We start from the raw sequence: 22,210 nt of genomic DNA, 5'->3' as shown, positions 1-22,210 counted from the left end.
CACAGGCTGTGGACAAACGTGTGGACAACAAGGCATCGTTCAGCAGGAACGCCGTATGTCGGACCGCCCGGAGGCGCTGTCGCCGCAGCTCCGAGGGGCACCGAGGTCCCGAGCCGACCTGCCAAATCCGAACGGGCGCAACCGAATCAGCAGGGGTAGGTGGATCAGGTGGCCGAGGCAGGCGTCGACTACGCGGAGATCTGGCAGCAGACTCTCGGCACCCTGGACTCGATCGGCCTGTCCAATCGTGAGCGAGCCTTCGTCCGGCTCTGTCGCCTCGTCGGCGTGCTCGACCAGACGGCCGTCGTCCGCGCGCCGAACTCCTTCACGAAGGACTTCCTCGAGGACCGCGTCCGCGACCAGGTCAACTCGGCCCTGGCCGACCAGCTCGGCCACCCGGTTCAGCTGGCCGTCTCGGTCGACGAGAGCCTCGAGACCGACCTCGGGATGATCACCGACGAGCCCACCGGCCAGCCGGCGCTGTCCGACGCCGCCCGGGGCCCAGTGCGGGGCTACACCTCGGGCGGCCTGCCCGGCCAGACGGCATACAACCCGCTGCGGGACCTCGAGGAGAGCGCTCCCGCGCTCAATGGCGCGGACCTCGACGACCCCTACCAGCTCGGCTACACCGACTCGCCGCTCGCGCCGCCCTACCGTCCCGGGATGCCGCCGGCCCCGAGGCCCGGCATCAACCCCGCGCTGGGTCACGTGCCGGCACACGGGCCCACCTCCCTCGACGCCCACGCGTCGACCCATCCCGGCACCCACCCGGCGACCCATGCACCGACCCATCCGGCGCAGCACCTTCCCGGCGGGAACGGTCACGGCATGGACACCGACCACCCGCTCAGCGGCGGGGAGAGCGGCCCCCTGCGCCAGCAGCGACCTGAGCCCATGGTGTCCGGGGACACCCGGCTCAACCCGAAGTACACCTTCGACACCTTCGTCATCGGCGCGAGCAACCGCTTCGCCCACGCGGCCGCGGTCGCCGTCGCCGAGGCGCCGGCAAAGGCCTACAACCCGCTCTTCGTCTACGGCGAGTCGGGCCTGGGCAAGACCCACCTGCTGCACGCCATCGGCCACTACGCGCGCACGATGTTCCCCAACGTCCGGGTCCGCTACGTCAACTCCGAAGAGTTCACCAACGACTTCATCAACAGCATCCGCGACGACAAGGCCAGCGCCTTCCAGGCCCGCTACCGCAGCGTCGACGTGCTGCTCATCGACGACATCCAGTTCCTCCAGGGCAAGCTGCAGACCCAGGAGGAGTTCTTCCACACCTTCAACACGCTGCACAACGCCAACAAGCAGATCGTCATCACGAGCGACCTGCCGCCGCGCGAGCTGTCCGGCTTCGAGGACCGCATGCGCACCCGGTTCGAGTCAGGGCTGCTCACCGATGTCCAGCCGCCCGACCTCGAGACCCGCATCGCCATCCTGCGCAAGAAGGCCATCCAGGACCGCATGAAGGTCCCGGACGACGTCCTGGAGTACATCGCCACGAACTTCTCGACCAACATCCGCGAGCTCGAGGGCGCGCTGATCCGGGTCACGGCGTTCAGCAACCTCAACCGGCAGTCGATCGACCTGCCGCTCGCCGAGATCGTGCTCAAGGATGTCCTGCCCAACGAGACCCCGAACCAGGTCACGGCGGCGACGATCATGGCGGTCACCGCCGCGTACTACGCAGTGACCCTGGAGGACCTCTGTGGATCATCGCGGTCACGACAGCTGGTGACGGCTCGACAGATCGCGATGTACCTGTGCCGCGAGATGACCGACCTGTCGCTGCCCAAGATCGGCCAGCACTTCGGCGGCCGCGACCACACGACGGTCATGCACGCCGACCGCAAGATCCGCGAGCTGATGGGCGAGCGGCGCGCCATCTACAACCAGGTCACCGAGCTGACCAACCGCATCCGCCAGCAGTCCCACTGACCTGGGTGGGCTCGCCGGCCCACCCACCCGGGTATGCCGCTCAGCCGGCGAGCGCGTGCACCGTGGCCGTGAGCGCCTCCTCCCACGGCGTGGCCGCGAGCCCGAACGTCTCCTCGGTGAGGGACGCGTCGAGGACGAAGGGGCGCTCGAACTGGTGCCGCGTCTCGCGCAGCTCGCGCATGATCGGCACGACCGAGCCCAGCGCCGTGCCGAGCGGGCGGGGCAGCGCCCAGACCCGCTTGGCCGGCTTGCCGGCGATGCGCGCCGTGTCGGCTGCAACCGCCCGCATGGACTTCGCCGGCGCGCTGGGGACGTGCCAGATCCGACCCCAGGACCGGTCGTCGGTGGCGAGGGTGGCCGCGAGCGCACCGACGTCGGCCAGGTAGGTCCAGGTGTGCGGCGCGTCCGGCCGACCCATCGGCAGCATGACCATCTTGCCGGCAGCGGCCCGGGAGATGACGAAGTCGTTGAGCACGCTCATCCCGCGAGTGGCCTCCGGGCCGAAGTAGTCGCTGGCACGCAGCTCGGTCGCACGGATCCGACCGGACTCGTGCAGGGCGAGCGCGTCGCGCCACATTCGCGCGCGCAGCTCTCCCTTGTGCCCGTTCGGGCGCTCGGGGTCGCCAGGGCGCATGGGCCCGTCGACCTGGCCGTACGGATAGAGGTTGCCGATCGTGACCAGGCCCGCGCCGCTGCGCTCGGCGGCCGTCAGGATCGCCTGGGCGACCGGCGGCCAGTCCGTGTCCCACGTCGTGTACTTCGGCGGGTTGATCGCGTTGGTGATGCTGGCTGCCCCCTGGGTGAGCCGGGTCAGCGCGTCCGCATCAGCGGCGTCGACAGCGACCACGGTCACCGGGTCGGCCTGTCCGGCGGGGACGGTGTGCCGCGCCCACGGACGGTCCCGGACGGTCCCGGAGCGGGAGGCGAGAGTGACGGTGTGGCCGAGCTCGACGAGCCGGGCCGTGGTCATGCGGCCGATGCCGCCTGCTCCGAGGACGAGGTGGTGAGACATGGTCCAAGCTCCTTCGTAGAAATGTGAGCACTGCTCTCGGATCAACTATGGCAACTGTCGGGGCGAAAAACAAGAGCAGTGCTCACATTTCTTGCGATCCTGTGGAAGGCTCTGTGCATGGGCGTACGAGATGAGAACCGGGCCGCCGTCGAGGCCGAGATCCTGCGGGTCGGACGTGAGCACCTCGGACGCTATGGCGCCGCTGCCATCAGTCTCCGAGCGGTCGCCCGCGATCTCGGGATGGTGTCCTCGGGGATCTACCGCTATGTCGACGGTCGCGACGAGCTGCTCACACGACTCATCATCCACGCCTACACCGCTCTCGCAGCCGAGGTCGCGGCCGCCCATGACCGCGTCGACGCGGTCGACCTCGCCGGCCGGTGGGACGCCATCGGCCGGGCCGTGCGGCGCTGGGCTCTCGATTTTCCTCATGACTACGCCTTGATCTACGGCTCACCGGTGCCCGACTATGCCGCTCCGGCCGAGCGCACCAGCGGGCCGGGCACAGCCGTGCTCGCCCTGGTGACCCGCTTGCTCGATGACATCGCGCGACGCTCTGCGCGCCCGCCCGTCGATGCCTCAGCCGGCGACGGTGCGACCGCTGCGGTCGGGGACCTGCTGTCCGACGAGTTCTTCGCCGGGACCGCGATCGACGCCGTCCTGCTCGCCAAGGGACTGTCGGCGTGGACGCTGCTCATCGGCGCGGTGTCCAGCGAGGTCTTCGGACAGCTCGGCGAGCTCGGCGACCCTGAAGCCCTCTTCGAGTGGCATCTGGCACAGGCCCGTGGCCTCGTGCTCCCCGACTGACTCCACCGTGGTGCACATTCGTCCACAGGCCCATCCACAGCTGTGTGCACAGCGTGACCTGCTCGTGACTCCGGGCTGTGGAACCGGTCGAGGCCGTCATGCTGATCCGTTTTCCACTGACTGTGGACAACTCTGTGGAAGCGGAGACCGCCTCCATACACAGGCGACCTATCACCAATGGTCGCAAACAGGACATCCTGACCCCAGGCGCAGACGCGTATTCCACACAGCTCTGTGGAAATCTGTGGACGAACCGCCTCACGCTGCGGACAACCCACACCGCGACTGTGAGGACTGTGTGCACTGTCATCCGTCATCCACACCGATCACGAAGACCCCTGGCATTCCGCACACAGCTCGTGCACAAGCCGACTCGCAACGTGACCTGCCCGGACGCCGGTTGTCCACAGGATCCACAGCGCCTATGACTATGACGAGACCCTCTGAATGACAGGAAGCCCCGACAACGAGGGTCCGGACGCGCCCACACCCACGCCCCTCCGCCACGCCGTACCGGTCGGCACGGCTGGAGCGGCGACCGCCCGTCCGCACCGGCCTCATCCGTTGTTCGTGGTGTTTGTGGTGTCTGTCGCCGCCAAGGACTAGTGTCTGAGCCCCATCTGTCGTTCCTCGTCGAAGTGAGTGCACCGTGAAGTTCCGGGTTGAGCGAGACGTCCTGGCCGAGGCCGTGACCTGGGTGGCGCGCGGCCTGCCGGCCCGTCCGCCGGTGCCGGTGCTCGCCGGGGTGCTCGTCGAGGCGAGCGAAGAAGGATCGCTCACGCTGTCGGCCTTCGACTACGAGGTGTCCGCCAAGATCACCGTCCCGGCCGACGTGGCCGAGGCCGGGCAGGTGCTGGTCCTGGGTCGACTGCTCGCGGACATCTCCCGCAACCTGCCGAACAAGCCCATCGACGTCGCGACCGACGGCACCAAGCTCAACGTCACCTGCGGGTCCTCGCGGTTCAGCCTGCGGGAGATGCCGGTCGCGGACTACCCGACCCTGCCGGCTGCACCCGAGGCGAGCGGCACGATCGCCGGCGACGTCTTCACCCAGGCCGTCGCGCAGGTCTCCGTCGCGGCCGACCGCGGCGACACCCTGCCGATCCTGACCGGGGTGCGCATGGAGGTCGAGGGGGACAAGGTCACGCTCCTGGCCACGGACCGCTACCGCCTCGCCATGCGTGAGCTGACCTGGAGCCCGGTGGCCACCGACGCCAGCCACATCGCGCTGATCCCCGCGCGGCAGCTCTCGGAGACAGCCAAGGCGCTCGGAGCCGCGGGCAGTGTCGAGATCGCCCTCGGTCACGACGGTGACGGCCTGATCGGATTCGAGGCCGGCCAGCGCCGCGCGACCACGCGCCTGCTCGACGGCGAGTACCCGAAGGTCACCTCGATCTTCCCGACATCCGTGGACACCGAGGCAGTCATCGAGACGGCTGCGCTCGAGGAGGCCGTCAAGCGGGTAGCCCTCGTCGCGGAGCGCAACACGCCCGTGCTGTTGAAGTTCACCGACGGCCAGGTCGCGATCGAGGCCGGCACGGGTGACGACGCGCAGGCCTCCGAAGCCGTCGAGGCGACCCTCACGGGTCCCGAGATCCAGATCGCGTTCAACCCGCAGTTCCTGCTCGACGGGCTGCACGCGGTCGGCACGGCATACAGCCGCCTGGCCTTCACCCAGCCGAGCCGGCCGGCCGTGCTGACCGGGCAGGACGAGGCGGAGGGTGAGCCCGACGGGTCCTACCGTTACGTTCTCATGCCGGTCCGCTTCGCCAGCTGAGCTCTGCACCCTGGTCCCCACCGCCGGTAGCCGACCGGCCGAACGGCCGCGCACTCCCGGGCCGGTCGCCCGGTCGCCCGGTCGCGTCGCACTACGTCGCACGATGACGCACCGGGGCCATTCGGTGCGGCGCCTCCCTCGCAGGCGTAGCCTCGAACCGCCCCGCTCGCCCCCGTCAGAAAGGCACGCGACATGCAGCTCGGTCTCATCGGTCTCGGCAAGATGGGCGGCAACATGCGCGAGCGGTTGCGGCGCGCTGGACACGAGGTGGTCGGGTTCGACCACCACCCGGAGAAGCGCGACGTCGCGACGCTCCCCGCTCTCGTCAAGGCCCTCGACGCCCCGCGGGTCGTGTGGGTGATGGTCCCCGCCGGCGACCCGACCCGGGAGACCGTCGCCAAGCTCGGCGACCTGCTCGAGCCCGGTGACCTCGTCATCGACGGCGGAAACTCCCGCTTCACCGACGACGCCGAGAACGCCAAGCTGCTCGCGGCGAAGAAGATCGGCTACGTCGACTGCGGCGTGAGCGGCGGCATCTGGGGCCTGGAGAACGGCTACGGCCTCATGTGTGGTGGCGACAAGAAGTGGGTCACCCGCGCGATGCCGATCTTCGACGCGCTGCGCCCGGAGGGTCCGCGCGAGGAAGGCTTCGTCCACGCCGGCAAGGTCGGCGCCGGCCACTACACGAAGATGGTCCACAACGGGATCGAGTACGGCCTCATGGCAGCGTATGCCGAGGGGTACGAGCTGCTCGAGAAGAAGGACATCGTCACCGACGTCCCCGGCGCCTTCAAGGCCTGGAGCCGGGGGACAGTGGTCCGGTCCTGGCTGCTCGACCTCATGGTCGCCGCGCTCGAGCAGGACCCGCACCTCGACGACGTGTCCGACTACACCAACGACTCCGGTGAGGGCCGGTGGACCGTCGAGGAGGCCATCGCACTGTCAGTGCCGATGCCGGTGATCTCGGCGTCCCTGTTCGCCCGGTTCGCATCGCGGCAACAGGTCTCACCGACGATGCAGGCTGTTGCCGCCCTGCGCGGCCAGTTCGGTGGCCACCAGGTGATGACCATCGCCGAGGGCGAGCGCCTGCGGCGCGATGCCGCCGAGGCGGTGAAGGAGGCCGACGCGAGGAAGGGCTCGCCCGAGAAGGCGACCCTCAAGCATGCTGGGGTGAAGGCGAGCGCAGCCAGGAAGTCGACTGCGCGCAAGTCGACGGCCGCCAAGTCGACGGCCGCCAAGTCGACGGCCAGCAAGTCGACCGCCAGCAAGTCGACGGCCAAACGGGCCGCCAAGAAGGCCTGACGGCGCCGCTGGCCTGAGCGCCGACGCCCAGACGAAGACCGCCCTGCGTTGCATGTCCGCCACCTGACCCTCAAGGACTTCCGGAGCTACCCGAGCGCTGAGCTCGCGCTGACGCCGGGGGTCACGACGCTGGTCGGCCTCAACGGCCAGGGCAAGACCAACCTCGTCGAGGCCGTCGGGTACCTCGCGACGCTCGGATCGCACCGGGTCGCCACGGACCAGCCGCTCGTCCGCTTCGGCACCGGTCAGGCGGTGATCCGGGCCGCGGTCGTGCGTGATGACCGCGAGACGATGGTGGAACTCGAGATCACCCCGGGCCGGGCGAACCGCGCACGTCTGGGCCGCGCTCCGGTCGCCCGTCCGCGCGACGTGCTCGGGACGCTGCGCACCGTGCTCTTCGCACCGGAGGACCTCGCCCTCGTCAAGGGCGACCCGTCCGAGCGACGCCGGTTCCTCGACGAGCTGTTGGTGCAGCGCCAGCCGAGGTGGTCGGGCGTGCGGTCCGACTACGACAAGATCCTCAAGCAGCGCAACGCTCTGCTGAAGTCCGCGGCGCCGGTCCTGCGCAAGGGCTCGCGACGCGGGCCTCGCCCCGGTGACCCGCCGGTCGAGGAGGCGCGCGAGTCGGCGCTGCACACCCTCGACATCTGGAACGACCACCTCGCGACCGTCGGCTCGCAGCTGGTCTACGCCCGCCTGCGGCTGCTGCGCGACCTCGTGCCTGACCTCGCCGAGTGCTACGACGCCGTGAGCAACGCCAGCTCCAACGCCCGGGCCACCTACCGCAGCTCGCTGCACGAAGACCTCGCCAAGCGGATCGCCGAGGGTGAGGTGCCCGAGATCGACGAGCTGCGCAGCGGCGTGCTCGACACCCTGGAGTCGCTGCGCGCCAACGAGATCGAGCGTGGGATCTCCCTCGTCGGCCCCCATCGCGACGACGTGGTCCTCTCGCTGGGAGACCTGCCCGCCAAGGGCTATGCGAGCCACGGCGAGTCCTGGTCGTTTGCGCTGGGACTCAAGCTGGCGGCATACCGCCTCCTGCGGCGCGACCTCGGCGATGACCCCGTCCTCGTGCTCGACGACGTGTTCGCGGAGCTGGACTCCGGGCGCCGGGAGCGGCTGGCCGCGCTCATCGCCGACTGCGAGCAGGTCCTCATCACGGCCGCCGTCGGCGCCGATGTCCCCGAAATGCTTCGGGAACGAGGCACGACGTATGCCGTCGAGCTGGGTGAGGTGAACCCGCAGCCGTATGCCGTGGGCGACATGGGCGACGTGGGCGACATGGATGACGAGCATCGCGATGGCTGAACGACCGGAGCCGAGAGCCGGCGAGCCGGGGTCGCCGCAGGAGACGGCACGAGTCACGGAGTCGCCCGAGCCGGACGACCTGCCGGTCCCGAGCGACGAGGACACGCGGATCGCCGACGCGGCCGCCTCGGCCCTGGCCCGTGCTCGGGCCGCGGCCGCCGAGCGGGGGCTGCGTCCGGGCATGAAGCCACGCAAGCGGCGCCGGCCCGCCGAGACCGGCACCGCGTTGTCCGGGCCCGACCGGGACGGTCGGGATCCGTCGCTGCTCGGAGACCAGCTCGACCGGCTCCTGGTGGACCGGGGTTGGAAGGTCGACGTCGCGGTCGGCTCGGTCATGGGTCGCTGGCTCGAGATCGTCGGGCCCGACATCGCCGCGCACGTGGAGCCGCTCACATTTGTGGACGGGGTCCTGACCGTGCGCGCCGACTCGACGGCGTGGGCCACCCAGATGCGCCTGCTCGGCTCGTCGCTGCTCGCGCGCGTCGAGGAAGAGATCGGCGCAGGTGCCGTGACCGAGCTCAAGGTCGTCGGGCCGAGCGCTCCCTCGTGGAGCCACGGTGGGCGGCGCTCCCCCGACTCCCGAGGCCCACGCGACACCTACGGCTAGGAGCTCGGCGCACCCGCTTGGCAGGTACATCCACTCCCCTCAGCGACTTTGACGAGTTCCCCCAGAGATTCCCAAGACTGAATCCGAGCAACCGTCGGTCGTGTCAGATACGGTGACACCGGCGACATCGTCGCTGTCAGGGACGTCAAGCAGGGCGAACCCGCTCTCCCCTGACCACGCGTCAGGGGTATTACATGAAGAAGCTCGCAGCGCAAGTAGCGGTCGTCGGCCTCGGCCTCGCGCTCCTCGGGACGGCCGGTCCGGCCTTCGCGGTGTCAGACAGCTCGTCGACTGGCATCCCGAACACCGGGGCGATCCTGCAGGCGAACGCGTGGGAGTGCAGCGCATTCGTCGACAAGTGCTCGTTCGCCACCTCGTCCAAGGCGCTCAAGAACGGAAGCGCCTACAAGGTCTACACGATCACGAACGCCGCGACGGTCAGCGCACACGGCATCGCTGTGAGCATCTCGACCAGCCCGTCGGGCTCCATCGTCGACAGCGACACCCGCCGCATCTCGTGGACGAACTACAACACGTGGATCTCTGACATCAGCGGCGTCGCTGACCCCTCGTGGAACACCCTCTGGATGTCGACCTGCTCCGACGCCTGGGTCTACACGCTGGGGGTCAAGGCCGCCGCGAGCGCCTGCGCGGGCAACTGACGACGGTACGACCGTCACGCAGACGACACCGCAGCGCCCATGACACCAAACGGCTGGGCGGGCTCCGTGCTGAGACTCGCCCAGCCGGGAAGGCCCCATAACGTGACAACGAGAACCAAGGTCGTCGGCGCGCTCGTCGCCCTCCTGGCCGTGACCATGGGGACGCGCCTGGCCGGACAGCTCGGCTCGAGCCCGCCTCCGCCGGACCCTGATCTCGTCCTGGCGAGCAGCCTTGCCGCGGACCTGGCCAAGCTCCGGGACCCCGCCGGGTTGGTCGCCGTCGAGCAGACGGACCGTCGCGCGCGCGCCAGCTTGTACAACTCCGCGCACATCCTGCGAGCGATGCGGCTTGCTGGGATCCCTGCGCCGCGGCCCGACGACCAGGACCTCGCTGCCGCGGTCCACGACGAGGCGCCCGCGGTCGACCCACTCTGGACCTGGGAGTGGGCATGCGACGCAGCCGGCGAAGGAGGGCTGCGAGTGGCGCAGACGGACAAGGATGCCGTGGTCAAGCGCCTGGAGGCCCTGCTGTCGACGCCTTCGAAGGAGACCGACGAGGAGTCCCGGACCGGCCACCTCGTCGACGCGGTGACGCTCGCGCGGTGTTTCGGGCTCGAGGACATCGAGACCTCTGTCCTCCGGCAGCTCGCGTCGGCGCGCACCTTCACCCCGGAAGAACGGGTTCGCCTGCACGACCTCGGCGTGACCCTTCCAGGGACGTCCACGTCGACTACCTCCACGCCGACGACCTCCGTCCCGGTCGCCCCCGGCCCGACACCAGCAGATGGATGCCGCGGTTGGGATGCCATCCAGGGTCCCGCCGCCTGGGTGCTGGGCCAGGTGGGTGGGCAGGTGGGTGGCCAGCGCTCCACGCCGATGGCGTGTCTGACGCGGCCAACCGCCGGCGTGATGGAGCCGCAGGCGGTGTACTGGCTCGCCCGCGCCGGGACGGTCGACCCGGCGGTGCGCGCCGCGGCGATCAGTGCTCTCGGACCCTGGCGGTCCAAGCTGCTGCGGTCCGGACTGGTCAGCGAGGCACCCGTCTCGCAGGGCAACCTCCAGTCGACGGTGATCGCCGCCCAGCTCTTCGGCAGCCTCGGTGCTGTTGCCGAGACTCCGGCCTGGCTGCGGGACGTGTTCGTCAGACGCGCCGAGACGGCTGGGACCTCGACGTCGACGGGCGACTCGACGGGCGACTCGACGGGCGACTCGACCGGCGACTCGACGGCCCCGTCCGCAGACCCGCAGCGCGCGGACGACGAGACGATCCTGGTGGCACTCGGCTGCCGCGCGATCGCCTCCTCCTGCCCACGCGTCACCGCCGCCGCGTCAGCCATTCTCGAGCGGCCGCTTCCCACCGAGATCCGCAGCGGCGGCCAGGCACGTCAGTGGATCATGGTCACCGATGCCCGGACCCGGCTCGGCATCGACACCACCGAGCGCGCCAAGGTCGACCGGTCAGGTGAGCCGTGGGTCCAGCGCGGTGCGGTCCGCGCACGTCTCGCGGCAGCCTTGTGTCAGCTCGGACAGTGTGCCACCGGGGACTCGATGGGCTCGGGTGCGCCGATCGACCAGGCTCGGCGGGCTATCGAGGCCGGCCAGCTCGAGCTGGCGACGGCCCTGCTTCGGCTCGAAGGAGCCCGTCAGGAGCGGGTGTCGCTTGCCGACCTGTCGCCGGTGACCTCCCGACTCGGGCGCTTCCGGGCGGCCGGCACGAGCGCCATGTTCAGCTGGACGCCAGGCGGCCCAGCGTCGGTGGCCGCCACGCAGGCCGTCTACGACTCGGCCCTCGCGCTGGGTCTGCGGGCGTCGGACCTGTTCAGCGCGGCCGCCACGCCGGCGGCGACTGCCGGCTCGGAGGGCCACTCGTGACCCTCACCCAGGCCGCCCTCGAGCTCGTCGACGTCACCTACGCCTACCCGGACGGACCCACATTCGGGCCGTTGACCCGAACCGTCCACTGGGGTGAGTGCTGCATCCTCACGGGACGCTCGGGCACGGGCAAGTCAACGATCCTGGCCCTCGCCGCCCTCTTGCTGAGCCCGAGTGCCGGGTCCATCTGCCTCGCGGGCACCGAGACGGACCGGCTGACGGGCGACAGCCGCGATGCCCTGAGGTCGTCCTGGGCGCGGGTCGTCTGGCAGGACGCCGGGCTCATCCCCTACCTCACCTCGTGGGAGAACGTCGCAGCGCAGCTCGGTGCACCCCACCGCGGCCACCGCCCGACCGCAATCGCAGCACTCGAGTCCGTCGGCATGGCCGAGCACGCCGACACGCTCCCGCAGCGACTGTCGGGCGGCCAGCGCCAGCGGGTCGGCATCGCGCGCGGTCTTGTCGGGAGGCCGCCGATCCTGCTCGCCGACGAGCCGACGGCAAACCTCGATGCCGCCTCCGCCCGACTCGTCGGTGATGCGATCACGTCGGTCGTGGAGCGTGGCGGGGCGGCGCTCGTCGCGACGCACGACTCGGAGCTCCTGCGGGTCGGCGCCACTCGCTGGGCGCTGGACCACCAGGTGCTCCGGTGATGTCGACGAAGGCCCGTGCCTGGGCCCCGTTCACCCTGCGGCGAGGCGTCGTCGTGCGTCCGGTCGCCCTTGTGGTGCTGGCGGTGCTCATGATGCTCGGCTGCCTGTGCATGGTCGCGAGCGCCTCCGTGTCCAGGTCGGTGGCGCAGGACTACGTTGCGCGCGGAACGCTCGGTCAGGTCGAGGTCACCCAACCGGTCGACGCCCAGGAGGTCCGGTACCTGACTCGGGACGCCACGGCCGGGTTCGCACGGCTGCCCGGCGTCACTGGGGTTGCGGTGCGGTACCAGTGCTCCCTGCCCTGGGGCGAGCGTGCGGCCATCCTCGCCGGCACGACGTGGTCACCGATCGACAAGGTGACCTTGGTCGCGGGGCGCGCGGTACAGCGCAACGGCGAGATCGTCCTGCCCGAACGGGTCCAGGGTCTGAGCGCGCGAGAGCGCCTCGGATCGACGATCACCATCGACGTGGTGACACGGGTCGCCCAGGGCCAGGGGCGCACCAAGGAGGAGGCGTTCCGGGTCGTCGGGATCTACTCGCTGGCGCACGCGCCGGAACGGCCGGACACGGCATACCTGAGCCGAGCCGACGCGTTGCGGCTCGCCGCAGCCCGTGAGGGCCTGGCTCCCGACGACTTCGACCGCACCCGCGGCGCCGACTCGATCGTGCTCCAGACGGCGTCCACCGAGACCGCCCGAGCGGTCGCCGAGCAGCTCCGCGGGCAGCATTTCGACGCCCGGGCGACGGCCGACCGCGTCGCGGATGTGAGCGGCGCGCCGGGGCTGGTCCGGGTGGCTGGGTCGGTGCTCGCGGTGGCGGCCGGTCTCGTCGTCGCGCTCAGCGTCGCGATGCGCGCCGGGGAGGCAGGCACGCGCCGCCTGCGCGAGCTGGCCCTGTTGCGCGGCCTCGGGTGGACGGTCGGCGACCTCCGGTCGTTGCTGGTGATCGAGGGCGCGCTCGTGACGGTCGTCAGCGTGGTGCTCGGGTATGCCGCGGGCCTCCCACTCTCGGTCGTGGTCGTCAGGCCGCTGCTCGACCTGGTTGGCCTGACGGGCGGCGTCGCCGTGCCGGTCACGCTGCTCGCCACGGTTGCTGCCGCTCTGGTGCTGACGACGTCGGTCGCAACCCTGCTGGCCGTGCGACGCTCCCTGGCTAAGGATCCCTATCTCGTCGCGCGAAGTCAGGTGTGAAACCCCACCCCGCTGGTGGGCACGACGTCCAAAGCTGAGTGGGAGGCGGTTGTCAGCGATCCGTCGCAGACTGTCGACATGAGTCACTCCCACCCAAAGGCGACCATTCGGCCGCGCTGCACCATCGTCCCGCCGTACATGCTCGAGGCGTTGGCCCGCAGCGGGGAGCCCGCCCTCGCCGCCAAGGCGCTCGAGGCGCTCGCACACGACGCGGCGCTGCGTCAGTCGCGCCGGACGCCGACGGCGATGCCGACGACGCGCCGTCCTCCGCGACCGGTGACGGGTGAGCAGGGGGCGGTGGCCCCCTCCCCACGCCGCACCATCTCCGATGCGCAGGGCAGCCAGAGCACCCCCGGGCGCCAGGTGCGGGCCGAGGGAGAGCCGGCATCGAGCGACGTCGCGGTGAACGAGGCCTACGACGGGCTCGGCGCGACCTGGACTCTGTGGGAGACGGCATACGACCGGGACTCGCTCGACGGCAAGGGGTTGCCGCTGCTCGCGACCGTTCATTACGGCCGCAGCTACGACAACGCCTTCTGGGACGGCACCCAGATGGTCTTCGGCGACGGCGACGGCGTCGTGTTCCAGCGGTTCACGCGCAGCCTCGATGTCATCGGACACGAGCTCGCGCACGGCGTGACCGAGCACACCGCGGGGCTGCTCTACCAGGGGCAGTCGGGTGCGCTCAACGAGTCGATCTCGGACGTCTTCGGCGTCCTGGTGAAGCAGCGTGCGCTCGGCCAGTCCGCGGCCGACGCCGACTGGCTCATCGGTGCCGAGCTGCTCATGCCGTCGGTCCAGGGCAGGGCGCTGCGCGACATGCTCAACCCCGGCACGGCATACGACGACCCGCAGCTCGGCAAGGACCCGCAGCCGGCCTCCATGGCCGACTACGTCCAGACCGACGACGACAACGGCGGCGTCCACATCAACTCCGGCATCCCCAACCGCGCCTTCGCGCTCGCGGCCCGCGCCATCGGCGGTAACGCCTGGGACGACGCCGGGCACATCTGGTATGCCGTCCTGTCGGGTGACGGGATCAAGGCGGACTGTGACTTCGCGACCTTCGCGGGCCTGACCGTTGCGGCCGCGGTGGCCGCATTCGGGTCCGGGTCGACGCAGCACCACGCCGTGCGCGACGCGTGGGAGCAGGTCGGTGTGCTCGAGCCGGGCTCGGCGGACGGCGGATCGACCGGCAGCGCGCCCATTGCGTCCACCGGCGATGGCTCGGCCGGCGATGGCTCGGCCGGCGATGGCTGGGGCGACGGCTCGCCCGACGCCCCACCGAGCGGACCGGCTCACGGCGAGGTCCCGGGGGTGGACGCGCATCTGCTGCTACGGCGGACCGGTGGCTTCGCGGGACTCGTCCGCGAGCGCCACGTCGCGCTCGGAGACCTGCCTGAGCGGGACGCCAAGGACTGGCAGCACCTGCTCGCGGCCCCGACCCTGCAGCGGATCGCCGCGCTGGAGGAGCGCGCCCAGCCCGACGCGTACTGCTACTCGGTCGTCTGCGAGCAGGTCGACCTCGACGTCGACGTCGCCGAGCCGCACCTTCCCGAGGCGATCCACCAGCTGTTCGAGCGGACCCTCGGGCAGGGCTGAATCACGTCCGCGGCGGATACGGGAGAATGGGCGGGAGGCGTCTCGGAGGGCACACAACCCGGTTCCGCGGACGGCGTCACAGGCGCGTTGAGGGGGCAGGGCGTGACTCCCCCCTCGGATCTTGGGGTTCGAACGCCGGAAAATGGCCGTTTCACGCGTCTGAGGGCACGGTTGGTGCCCGCGGACCGTTAGAATGAGAGGGACTCGGCTCGACCGGCCGCAGAGAGCGCTCTGACACCTGGTCGGGCCGTCCCGATGTCACCGATGCGGTGACGGCGGGTCCGGACAGGCCGTCGCAGCTCGCCCGGACCACCGTGCAAGAACCAAGGAGAGACGTGTCCGAGGCCGCCCAGACGCCCGACCAGCAGAACGACACCACCCCCGGCACCCTCGGTGCGATCCCCACGGACCCGCCCGCCGCTCCCTCCCCTCCTCTCCCCGCGCCCTCGGCCACCGCTATTGATACGCGCCCCAACGGCGTCGACTACGACGCGAGCGCGATCACCGTGCTCGAAGGACTCGAGGCCGTGCGCAAGCGCCCGGGCATGTACATCGGCTCGACCGGTGAGCGCGGTCTGCACCACCTCGTCTACGAGATCGTCGACAACTCGGTCGACGAGGCCCTGGCCGGGTTCGCCGACACGATCGACGTCACCCTGCTCGCCGACGGTGGAGTCCGGGTCAAGGACAACGGTCGTGGCATCCCGACCGACATCCACCCGGTCGAGAAGATCAGCGCCGTCGAGCTCGTCCTGACCCAACTGCACGCCGGCGGCAAGTTCGGCGGCGGCGGGTACAAGGTGTCCGGTGGCCTGCACGGCGTCGGATCCTCCGTCGTCAACGCCTTGTCGACCAAGCTCAAGGCCGCCGTCCGCCAGAAGGGCCACGCGCACCGGATGAGCTTCACGATGGGTGTCCCCGACGGGCCCCTTCGCGAGGAGGAGGCGACCGAGGAGACCGGCACCACCATCACGTTCTGGGCCAACCCGGACATCTTCGACTCGGTCGACTACGACTTCGAGACCCTCCGGGCGCGGTTCCAGCAGATGGCGTTCCTCAACAAGGGTCTGACGATCAACCTCGTCGACGAGCGCGTCGACCAGACCGACGCAGCCGAGGAGGACCTCGACGACCTGGAGGCCGACCTCACCGAGGTCGAGGAGGAGGGCGACAACGGGCACGACGTCCCCGCGACCGAGAAGAAGAAGCTCAAGGCCAAGAAGGTCACCTACCGCTACGACGGAGGCCTCGTCGACTACGTCAACCACCTCAACAGCAGCAAGCGCACCGAGCCGGTGCACCCCGAGGTCATCTCGATCGAGGTCGAGGACGAGGCCAGGTCGCTCAGCCTCGAGCTCGCGATGCAGTGGACGACGGCCTACAGCGAGTCGGTCCACACCTACGCCAACACGATCAACACCCACGAGGGCGGCACGCACGAGGAGGGGTTCCGTGCGGCGATGACCAAGCTCGTCAACGAGTTCGCCCGCAAGCAGAACCTCCTCAAGGACAAGGAGGAGAACCTCACCGGCGACGACGTTCGCGAGGGTCTCACCGCGGTCATCTCGGTCAAGCTCGGAGAGCCCCAGTTCGAGGGCCAGACGAAGACGAAGCTCGGCAACTCCGAGGTCAAGGGCTTCGTCCAGCGCGCCATGACCGATGAGTTCGGGCACTGGCTCGAGGCCCACCCCAACGAGGGCAAGGACATCGTCCGCAAGTCGATCCAGGCCGCGGCGGCTCGGATGGCGGCCCGCAAGGCTCGCGAGGCGACCCGGCGCAAGGGCCTGCTGGAGTCCGGCGGCCTTCCGGGCAAGCTCAAGGACTGCCAGAGCAAGGACCCCAGCATCTCCGAGGTCTTCATCGTCGAGGGCGACTCCGCCGGCGGGTCGGCCACGCAGGCGCGCAATCCGCGCACGCAGGCGATCCTGCCGATCCGCGGCAAGATCCTCAACGTCGAGAAGGCGCGGATCGACAAGATCCTGGCCAACAACGAGGTGCAGGCCCTCATCTCGGCGTTCGGCACCGGGATCGGCGAGGACTTCGACCTGGCCAAGGCGCGCTACCACAAGATCGTGCTCATGGCCGATGCGGACGTCGACGGCATGCACATCCGCACCCTCCTGCTGACGCTGCTCTTCCGCTTCATGCGCCCGCTCATCGAGGCCGGCTACGTCTACCTCGCGCAGCCTCCGCTCTACCGGATCCGCTGGGCCAACGCCCCGGCCCACCAGTTCGCGTACAGCGACCGGGAGCGCGACGGCCTGATCGAGCTGGGCAAGGCCCGGGGATGGCGCCTTCCGAAGGACAACCCGGTCCAGCGCTACAAGGGCCTCGGCGAGATGAACTTCCAGGAGCTCGGCGAGACGACCATGGACCCGGAGACGCGGACCCTGCTGCAGGTGACGCTCGACGATGCGGCCAAGGCGGACGAGGTGTTTGCCGTGCTCATGGGCGAAGACGTCGAGTCCCGTCGCACCTTCATCCAGAAGAACGCCCGCGACGTGAAGAACCTCGACGTGTGACCCACGGGGCTCATGGCCGGAACCGGCCTGAGCCCTGACCCCCGAAATGCCCGCCAGGCTGGGACCTCCAGGCTCGACCACGTCGACCCACCCGGAATACCTCAGCATGGACTGCACGAAGCGTATTGAGAGACAAAGGGACCTGACGTGAGCGACGACCTGCCTCCCATCGACGGAGACGACGTCAACGAGACGCCCGACGAGACGCCCGACGAGACGCCCGACGACCTCGGCTCGGAGCCCGAGGACGAGGGGGACCCCAACGCTACAGCGGTGATTGCGCGGGAGCCCGGTGAGCACGACCGCGTGGAGCCGGTGGATCTCAACACCGAGATGCAGCGCTCGTACATCGAGTACGCGATGTCGGTCATCGTCAGCCGGGCGCTGCCCGACGTCCGTGACGGCTTGAAGCCCGTGCACCGGCGCATCGTGTACGCGATGTACGACGGCGGGTACCGGCCCGACCGTGGCTACAACAAGTGTGCCCGCGTCGTCGGCGATGTCATGGGCCACTACCACCCGCACGGCGACACTGCGATCTATGACGCCCTGGTGCGCCTGGTCCAGGACTGGTCGCTGCGCTACCCGCTGGTCGACGGCCAGGGCAACTTCGGCTCGCGCGGCAACGACGGTGCCGCCGCCCCGCGATACACCGAGTGCCGGATGGCAGCGATCGCCATGGAGATGGTCCGCGACATCGAGCAGGACACGGTCGACTTCGTCCCCAACTACGACGGCAAGACGATGCAGCCGTCCGTGCTGCCGAGCCGCTTCCCGAACCTGCTCGTCAACGGCTCGGCGGGGATCGCGGTGGGGATGGCGACCCAGATCCCGCCGCACAACCTGCGCGAGGTCGCGGCCGGCGCGCAGTTCCACCTCCAGAACCCCGAGCTGCCCCGAGAGGAGCTGCTCGAGCACCTGCTCGGCATCATCAAGGGCCCCGACTTCCCGACCGGCGCGACGATCGTGGGCCAGCGCGGCATCGAGGACGCCTACCGCACCGGACGCGGCTCGATCCTCATGCGGGCCGTCGTCAACGTCGAGGAGGTCGGCAACCGACAGGCGTTGGTTGTCACCGAGCTTCCATACCAGGTCAACCCCGACATGCTGGCGCAGAAGATCGCCGACCTCGTCAAGGACGGCAAGGTCCAGGGCATCGCCGACCTCGAGGACCACACGTCGGGGCGCAACGGCTTGCGACTGGTCATCCTGCTCAAGCGCGACGCCGTCGCCAAGGTCGTGCTCAACAACCTCTACAAGCACACCCAGCTGCAGACGACGTTCGGCGCCAACATGCTCGCCCTCGTCGACGACGTCCCCCGCACGCTGCCGCTCGACGCGTTCATCCGGCACTGGGTGGATCACCAGATCGAGGTCATCGTCCGGCGTACGACGTTCCGGCTCCGCCGGGCTGAAGCTGAGATCCACATCCTGCGTGGCCTGCTCAAGGCGCTCGACCGCCTGGACGACGTCATCGCGCTGATCCGCGGCTCCCGCACCGTCGACATCGCCCGCACGGGCCTCATCGAGATGCTCGAGATCGACGAGGACCAGGCGAACGCGATCCTCAACATGCAGCTGCGCCGGCTCGCCGCCCTCGAGCGGGAGCGGCTGCAGCAGGACCACGACGCCCTGCAGGTGCAGATCGACGAGTACAACGCGATCCTTGCCTCGCCCGAGCGGCAGCGGCAGATCGTCTCGGAGGAGCTGCAGGCCATCGTCGACAAGTACGGCGACGAGCGGCGCACGACGATCATGCCCTTCGACGGCGACATGTCGATGGAGGACCTCATCCCCGAGGAGGACGTCGTCGTCACGATCACCCGGGGTGGGTACGCCAAGCGCACGCGGGTCGACCAGTACCGCTCCCAGCGGCGCGGCGGCAAGGGTGTGCGCGGCGCGACGCTGCGCGGGGAGGACGTCGTCGAGCACTTCTTCACGACGACGACCCACCACTGGCTGCTCTTCTTCACCAACCTCGGGCGCGTCTACCGGGCCAAGGCGTACGAGCTGCCCGAGGGGTCGCGCGACAGCAAGGGCCAGCACGTGGCGAACCTGCTCGCCTTCCAGCCTGGTGAGCAGATCGCCCAGGTGCTCGCGATCAAGGACTACCAGTCGGCCGACTATCTCGTGCTCGCCACGCGCGGCGGCCTGGTCAAGAAGACGCGCCTGCAGGACTACGACTCGAACCGCTCGGGCGGGCTGATCGCGATCAACCTGCGCGACGGCGACGAGCTCGTCGGCGCTGGGCTCTCCTCGAGCCGCGACGACCTGCTGCTCGTGTCCCGCAAGGGCCAGTCGCTGCGGTTCACGGCGACCGACTCGGCGCTGCGGCCGATGGGGCGGTCCACGTCCGGCGTGACCGGGATGAAGTTCCGGCCCGGCGACGACCTGCTGGCGATGTCGGTCGTCGAGGAGGGCGAGGAGCTCGACGTCTTCGTCGTCTTCGAGAACGGCCTGGCCAAGCGCACCCCAGTCTCCGAGTACCGCCTCCAGGGCCGTGGCGGCCTGGGCATCCAGGTCGCGAAGCTCTCCGAGAAGGGCGGTGACCTGGTCGGCGCGCTGACCGTCGTCGACACCGACGAGGTCATGGTCGTCATGGAGAAGGGCAAGATCGTGCGGTCGCGGGTCGACGAGGTGCGTCACACCGGCCGGTCCACGCAAGGTGTGCGGTTCGCGACGCCTGACAAGGGTGACGCGATCGTCGCGGTGGCCCGCAACGCCGAGGCGGCGGTGGCGTCCGAGGTGGGCATCGACCCCGAGGGGTCTGACGCGGGCGACGCGGCGGGCGGAGGCGCCGCGGCCGGTGGAGAGGCTGGCGGAGGGGCCGAAGGGGCCCCGGGAACGGGCGAAGGTAGCAGTTCGGACACGACAAGCGTGTCGGAGGGCTCCACTACGGGAGCGTCCGTTACGGTTCCTGGGCCCGATGGCGTACCGTCAGACGAAACCTCGACAATCGAGGACAGTTCGTCCGATGGCGACAACGGAGGTGACGAATGAGCACGACGAGCTCTGATGGGCCGTTCGGTGCGACCGGATACGGGACCAGCCCGGCCCTGAGCAGTGGCTCGACGTCGCCGAGCTCGACGAACAGCTCTTCGGGTGCGTCCGGCTCGACAGGAGCGTCGCGTGAGTCGACGTCGGGGTCATCGGGTTCGTCTGATGCGTCCGGCACGGCTGGCTCTGGCGACTACACGTCGAACGGCGCGGGCTACTACGGCACGAACGGCTCGCCCTACAGCTCGAGCGGGGCCGGCACCGGCTCGTCGAGCAGCTACAGCTCTGGCTCTGGCTCCTCGAGCGGCTACAGCTCCTCGGCGTACGGCACCACCGGCTCGACGACCCCGATCAGCACGCCCGGGTCCACTGGCACGGGCAGCACCTCCGGCGCTCCTGACAACGGTGGCACCGAGCTGTCCCGCGGCGCCGTGACCACCCGCACCGCTCCGACCGCGCGGGTGTCGCCCGGTGCTGGCGGTGCCGGTGCTGGCGGCGCGCACGCCACGGCGGGCTCGCGCACGGCCAGCACGGCCGCAGCGCGCAAGCACCGTGGCCCTCGCCGGGTGCGCCTCGCCGTGGCGCGGGTCGACCCCTGGTCGGTCATGAAGATGAGCTTCCTGCTCTCGGTCGCCCTCGGCATCGCGGGCGTGGTCCTCACGGCTGTGCTGTGGATGATCCTGTCGACGATGAACGTGTTCACCGACGTCGAGGGTGTGCTCCAGTCGCTCCAGACCACGACGTCCGACCCGTTCTCGATCAAGGACTACGTGGGCTTCGGCCGGGTCGTGTCCCTGTCGATCGTCATCGGGGTCATCGACGTGATCCTCATGACCGCGATCGCGACCGTCATGGCGTTCCTCTACAACATCTGCTCCGCGCTCGTCGGAGGCGTGCAGCTCACCCTCACCGACGACTGACGCCGCCCCTGCCGGCCTCAGCCCCGCTGGGACGCTGGCGTATGCCGTGACGCCGGTCTCCCGGCATACGTCGGCGCTCGCTGGGTCGTGGCAGCCGCTCGATCGTGGCAGCCGGGCTGGGCCGTTTTGGTGCAGGCGAGGGGCATCGGGTAACGTTTCCCCTCGCGTCCGGTCATCAGGACCACCGTGTTCGATCGGTCGCGCGAAGGTGACGATGGGCCTATAGCTCAGACGGTTAGAGCGCTTCCCTGATAAGGAAGAGGTCGGAGGTTCAAGTCCTCCTAGGCCCACCATCACCACCACCGCGGAAGGGGATCCTCGAATGGTGAAGCGTCTACTCCTCATCGGTGCAGCCGTTGCCGGCGTCGTGTTCCTTCGCCGGAAGGCGCGTCAGCAGCAGGCCGAGCAGGACCTGTGGACGCAGGCCACGGACGACGTCGACACGTCGACCGCTGCGCCCGCACCTGCAGCGGAGCCCGTCGCCGAGGCGACGGAGCCCGTACCGACACCGGCAGCACCCACTGCCACAGACGAGGCGACGACCTCGTCCTGATCCAGCCAGGGCCTCTGGCCCGCTGGACCAGGGGCCATGGCGCAATTGGTAGCGCACCTGCTTTGCAAGCAGGGGGTTAGGGGTTCGAGTCCCCTTGGCTCCACCACAGGTCAGAGGCCCTTTTCCGATTTCGGAGAGGGCCTCTTTCGTGCCCGTACCCCAGAAAAGTACTGCAGCGGTGATCGTTGCCATCATGTGCAGTTCCGGTTCATGCTTGACCATCGGGTTCCGGTTCCTGCCTTCCAGTTTGGGGACGCGGGTTCGGTTCCTGCGCGACAGTCGTTCCGGTAGGTGGCTGACAGTCCTGCCGATGGTCCTGCGCTGGTGAGTGGTTGCTGTGCTGTCGCGGTGCGTTCTTTTCTGACCCCGAGTGGGGTCGCGGAAGGAGCGCGTGATGTTGCGGGAGCTGGGTGTGAGCGAGCTGCGGTACCGGGCGGTGCTGGAGGTGTTGGACGGGGCGACGGTCACCGAGGTCGCTCGCCGGTTCG

General features: G+C 69.7%; 16 protein-coding genes and 2 tRNA genes. 17 read left to right on the top strand and 1 reads right to left on the bottom strand.

Going from position 1 to position 22,210, the window contains the following annotated elements; genetic code table 11:
- Nucleotides 1–168 precede the first annotated feature (168 nt).
- Complete coding sequence (gene dnaA, locus ACWEOW_RS24505) at nucleotides 169–1,938, top strand: chromosomal replication initiator protein DnaA (RefSeq protein ID WP_452271868.1); 1,770 nt, start codon at nucleotides 169–171, stop codon at nucleotides 1,936–1,938.
- Between the two features lie 40 nt (nucleotides 1,939–1,978).
- Here the strand turns inward: dnaA and ACWEOW_RS24500 are convergent, their stop codons facing one another.
- Nucleotides 1,979–2,950, bottom strand: coding sequence for an NAD-dependent epimerase/dehydratase family protein (locus tag ACWEOW_RS24500; protein ID WP_452271867.1), 972 nt, complete (start codon nucleotides 2,948–2,950; stop codon nucleotides 1,979–1,981).
- A 117-nt stretch (nucleotides 2,951–3,067) separates the two neighbouring features.
- On the opposite strand from ACWEOW_RS24500, the gene ACWEOW_RS24495 reads away from it, so the two are divergent.
- The 16 genes from ACWEOW_RS24495 (at nucleotide 3,068) to ACWEOW_RS24420 (ending at nucleotide 21,828) form a co-directional block, all read left to right on the top strand.
- Entirely contained in the window at nucleotides 3,068–3,757 is a 690-nt protein-coding gene (locus ACWEOW_RS24495; RefSeq protein ID WP_452271866.1) for a TetR/AcrR family transcriptional regulator, read from the top strand.
- Between the two features lie 649 nt (nucleotides 3,758–4,406).
- Complete coding sequence (gene dnaN, locus ACWEOW_RS24490) at nucleotides 4,407–5,534, top strand: DNA polymerase III subunit beta (RefSeq protein ID WP_452271865.1); 1,128 nt, start codon at nucleotides 4,407–4,409, stop codon at nucleotides 5,532–5,534.
- 192 nt (nucleotides 5,535–5,726) lie between these two features.
- Nucleotides 5,727–6,836 (top strand): phosphogluconate dehydrogenase (NAD(+)-dependent, decarboxylating), encoded by a 1,110-nt coding sequence (gene gnd / locus ACWEOW_RS24485; RefSeq protein WP_452271864.1) that lies wholly within the window; start codon nucleotides 5,727–5,729, stop codon nucleotides 6,834–6,836.
- A 48-nt stretch (nucleotides 6,837–6,884) separates the two neighbouring features.
- On the top strand, nucleotides 6,885–8,144 hold the full coding sequence (gene recF / locus ACWEOW_RS24480) for a DNA replication/repair protein RecF (RefSeq protein ID WP_452271863.1): 1,260 nt from the start codon (nucleotides 6,885–6,887) through the stop codon (nucleotides 8,142–8,144).
- Complete coding sequence (locus tag ACWEOW_RS24475) at nucleotides 8,137–8,751, top strand: DUF721 domain-containing protein (RefSeq protein ID WP_452271862.1); 615 nt, start codon at nucleotides 8,137–8,139, stop codon at nucleotides 8,749–8,751. Before recF ends, ACWEOW_RS24475 begins: the two co-directional genes overlap by 8 nt.
- 194 nt (nucleotides 8,752–8,945) lie before the next feature.
- Nucleotides 8,946–9,413 (top strand): hypothetical protein, encoded by a 468-nt coding sequence (locus ACWEOW_RS24470; RefSeq protein WP_452271861.1) that lies wholly within the window; start codon nucleotides 8,946–8,948, stop codon nucleotides 9,411–9,413.
- A gap of 102 nt (nucleotides 9,414–9,515) precedes the next feature.
- Nucleotides 9,516–11,285, top strand: coding sequence for a hypothetical protein (locus tag ACWEOW_RS24465; RefSeq protein WP_452271860.1), 1,770 nt, complete (start codon nucleotides 9,516–9,518; stop codon nucleotides 11,283–11,285).
- Nucleotides 11,282–11,938 carry an ABC transporter ATP-binding protein gene (locus ACWEOW_RS24460; protein WP_452271859.1) on the top strand — a complete coding sequence of 219 codons (657 nt, stop codon included), beginning with the start codon at nucleotides 11,282–11,284 and terminating at the stop codon, nucleotides 11,936–11,938. The genes ACWEOW_RS24465 and ACWEOW_RS24460 overlap by 4 nt, the downstream gene beginning before the upstream one ends.
- Entirely contained in the window at nucleotides 11,938–13,128 is a 1,191-nt protein-coding gene (locus tag ACWEOW_RS24455; RefSeq protein ID WP_452271891.1) for an FtsX-like permease family protein, read from the top strand. The genes ACWEOW_RS24460 and ACWEOW_RS24455 overlap by 1 nt, the downstream gene beginning before the upstream one ends.
- Nucleotides 13,129–13,206: 78 nt before the next feature.
- A complete protein-coding gene (locus ACWEOW_RS24450; protein ID WP_452271858.1) occupies nucleotides 13,207–14,730 on the top strand; it encodes a protealysin inhibitor emfourin in 1,524 nt (507 codons plus the stop codon).
- A 398-nt stretch (nucleotides 14,731–15,128) separates the two neighbouring features.
- Complete coding sequence (gene gyrB / locus ACWEOW_RS24445; RefSeq protein WP_452271890.1) at nucleotides 15,129–17,252, top strand: DNA topoisomerase (ATP-hydrolyzing) subunit B; 2,124 nt, start codon at nucleotides 15,129–15,131, stop codon at nucleotides 17,250–17,252.
- Between the two features lie 147 nt (nucleotides 17,253–17,399).
- The gene (gene gyrA, locus ACWEOW_RS24440) at nucleotides 17,400–20,252 is read left to right on the top strand and encodes a DNA gyrase subunit A (RefSeq protein ID WP_452271857.1); all 2,853 of its coding nucleotides are present in this window, start codon (nucleotides 17,400–17,402) and stop codon (nucleotides 20,250–20,252) included.
- Nucleotides 20,249–21,169: a DUF3566 domain-containing protein gene (locus ACWEOW_RS24435; protein ID WP_452271856.1), complete on the top strand. Its 921-nt coding sequence runs from the start codon at nucleotides 20,249–20,251 to the stop codon at nucleotides 21,167–21,169. The genes gyrA and ACWEOW_RS24435 overlap by 4 nt, the downstream gene beginning before the upstream one ends.
- Nucleotides 21,170–21,385: 216 nt before the next feature.
- A tRNA-Ile gene (locus ACWEOW_RS24430) sits at nucleotides 21,386–21,462 on the top strand.
- 29 nt (nucleotides 21,463–21,491) lie between these two features.
- Entirely contained in the window at nucleotides 21,492–21,722 is a 231-nt protein-coding gene (locus tag ACWEOW_RS24425; protein WP_452271855.1) for a DLW-39 family protein, read from the top strand.
- 30 nt (nucleotides 21,723–21,752) lie between these two features.
- Nucleotides 21,753–21,828: transfer RNA gene (locus tag ACWEOW_RS24420), tRNA-Ala, on the top strand.
- The last annotated feature ends 382 nt before the right edge of the window (nucleotides 21,829–22,210 follow it).

It is taken from the genome of Monashia sp. NPDC004114 (assembly GCF_053603855.1).
The sequence above is the reverse complement of the archived record's forward strand: the minus strand, read 5'-3'. Positions and strand labels throughout refer to the sequence as shown.

What these genes read in the sequence shown, in the direction of transcription:
- ACWEOW_RS24435 (WP_452271856.1), top strand. Translation starts at nt 20,249, where the DNA reads ATGAGCACGACGAGCTCTGATGGGCCGTTCGGTGCGACCGGATACGGG.
- ACWEOW_RS24455 (WP_452271891.1), top strand. Translation starts at nt 11,938, where the DNA reads ATGTCGACGAAGGCCCGTGCCTGGGCCCCGTTCACCCTGCGGCGAGGC.
- gnd (WP_452271864.1), top strand. Translation starts at nt 5,727, where the DNA reads ATGCAGCTCGGTCTCATCGGTCTCGGCAAGATGGGCGGCAACATGCGC.
- ACWEOW_RS24425 (WP_452271855.1), top strand. Translation starts at nt 21,492, where the DNA reads ATGGTGAAGCGTCTACTCCTCATCGGTGCAGCCGTTGCCGGCGTCGTG.
- ACWEOW_RS24470 (WP_452271861.1), top strand. Translation starts at nt 8,946, where the DNA reads ATGAAGAAGCTCGCAGCGCAAGTAGCGGTCGTCGGCCTCGGCCTCGCG.
- ACWEOW_RS24495 (WP_452271866.1), top strand. Translation starts at nt 3,068, where the DNA reads ATGGGCGTACGAGATGAGAACCGGGCCGCCGTCGAGGCCGAGATCCTG.
- ACWEOW_RS24450 (WP_452271858.1), top strand. Translation starts at nt 13,207, where the DNA reads ATGAGTCACTCCCACCCAAAGGCGACCATTCGGCCGCGCTGCACCATC.
- ACWEOW_RS24475 (WP_452271862.1), top strand. Translation starts at nt 8,137, where the DNA reads ATGGCTGAACGACCGGAGCCGAGAGCCGGCGAGCCGGGGTCGCCGCAG.
- ACWEOW_RS24500 (WP_452271867.1), bottom strand. Translation starts at nt 2,950, where the DNA reads ATGTCTCACCACCTCGTCCTCGGAGCAGGCGGCATCGGCCGCATGACC.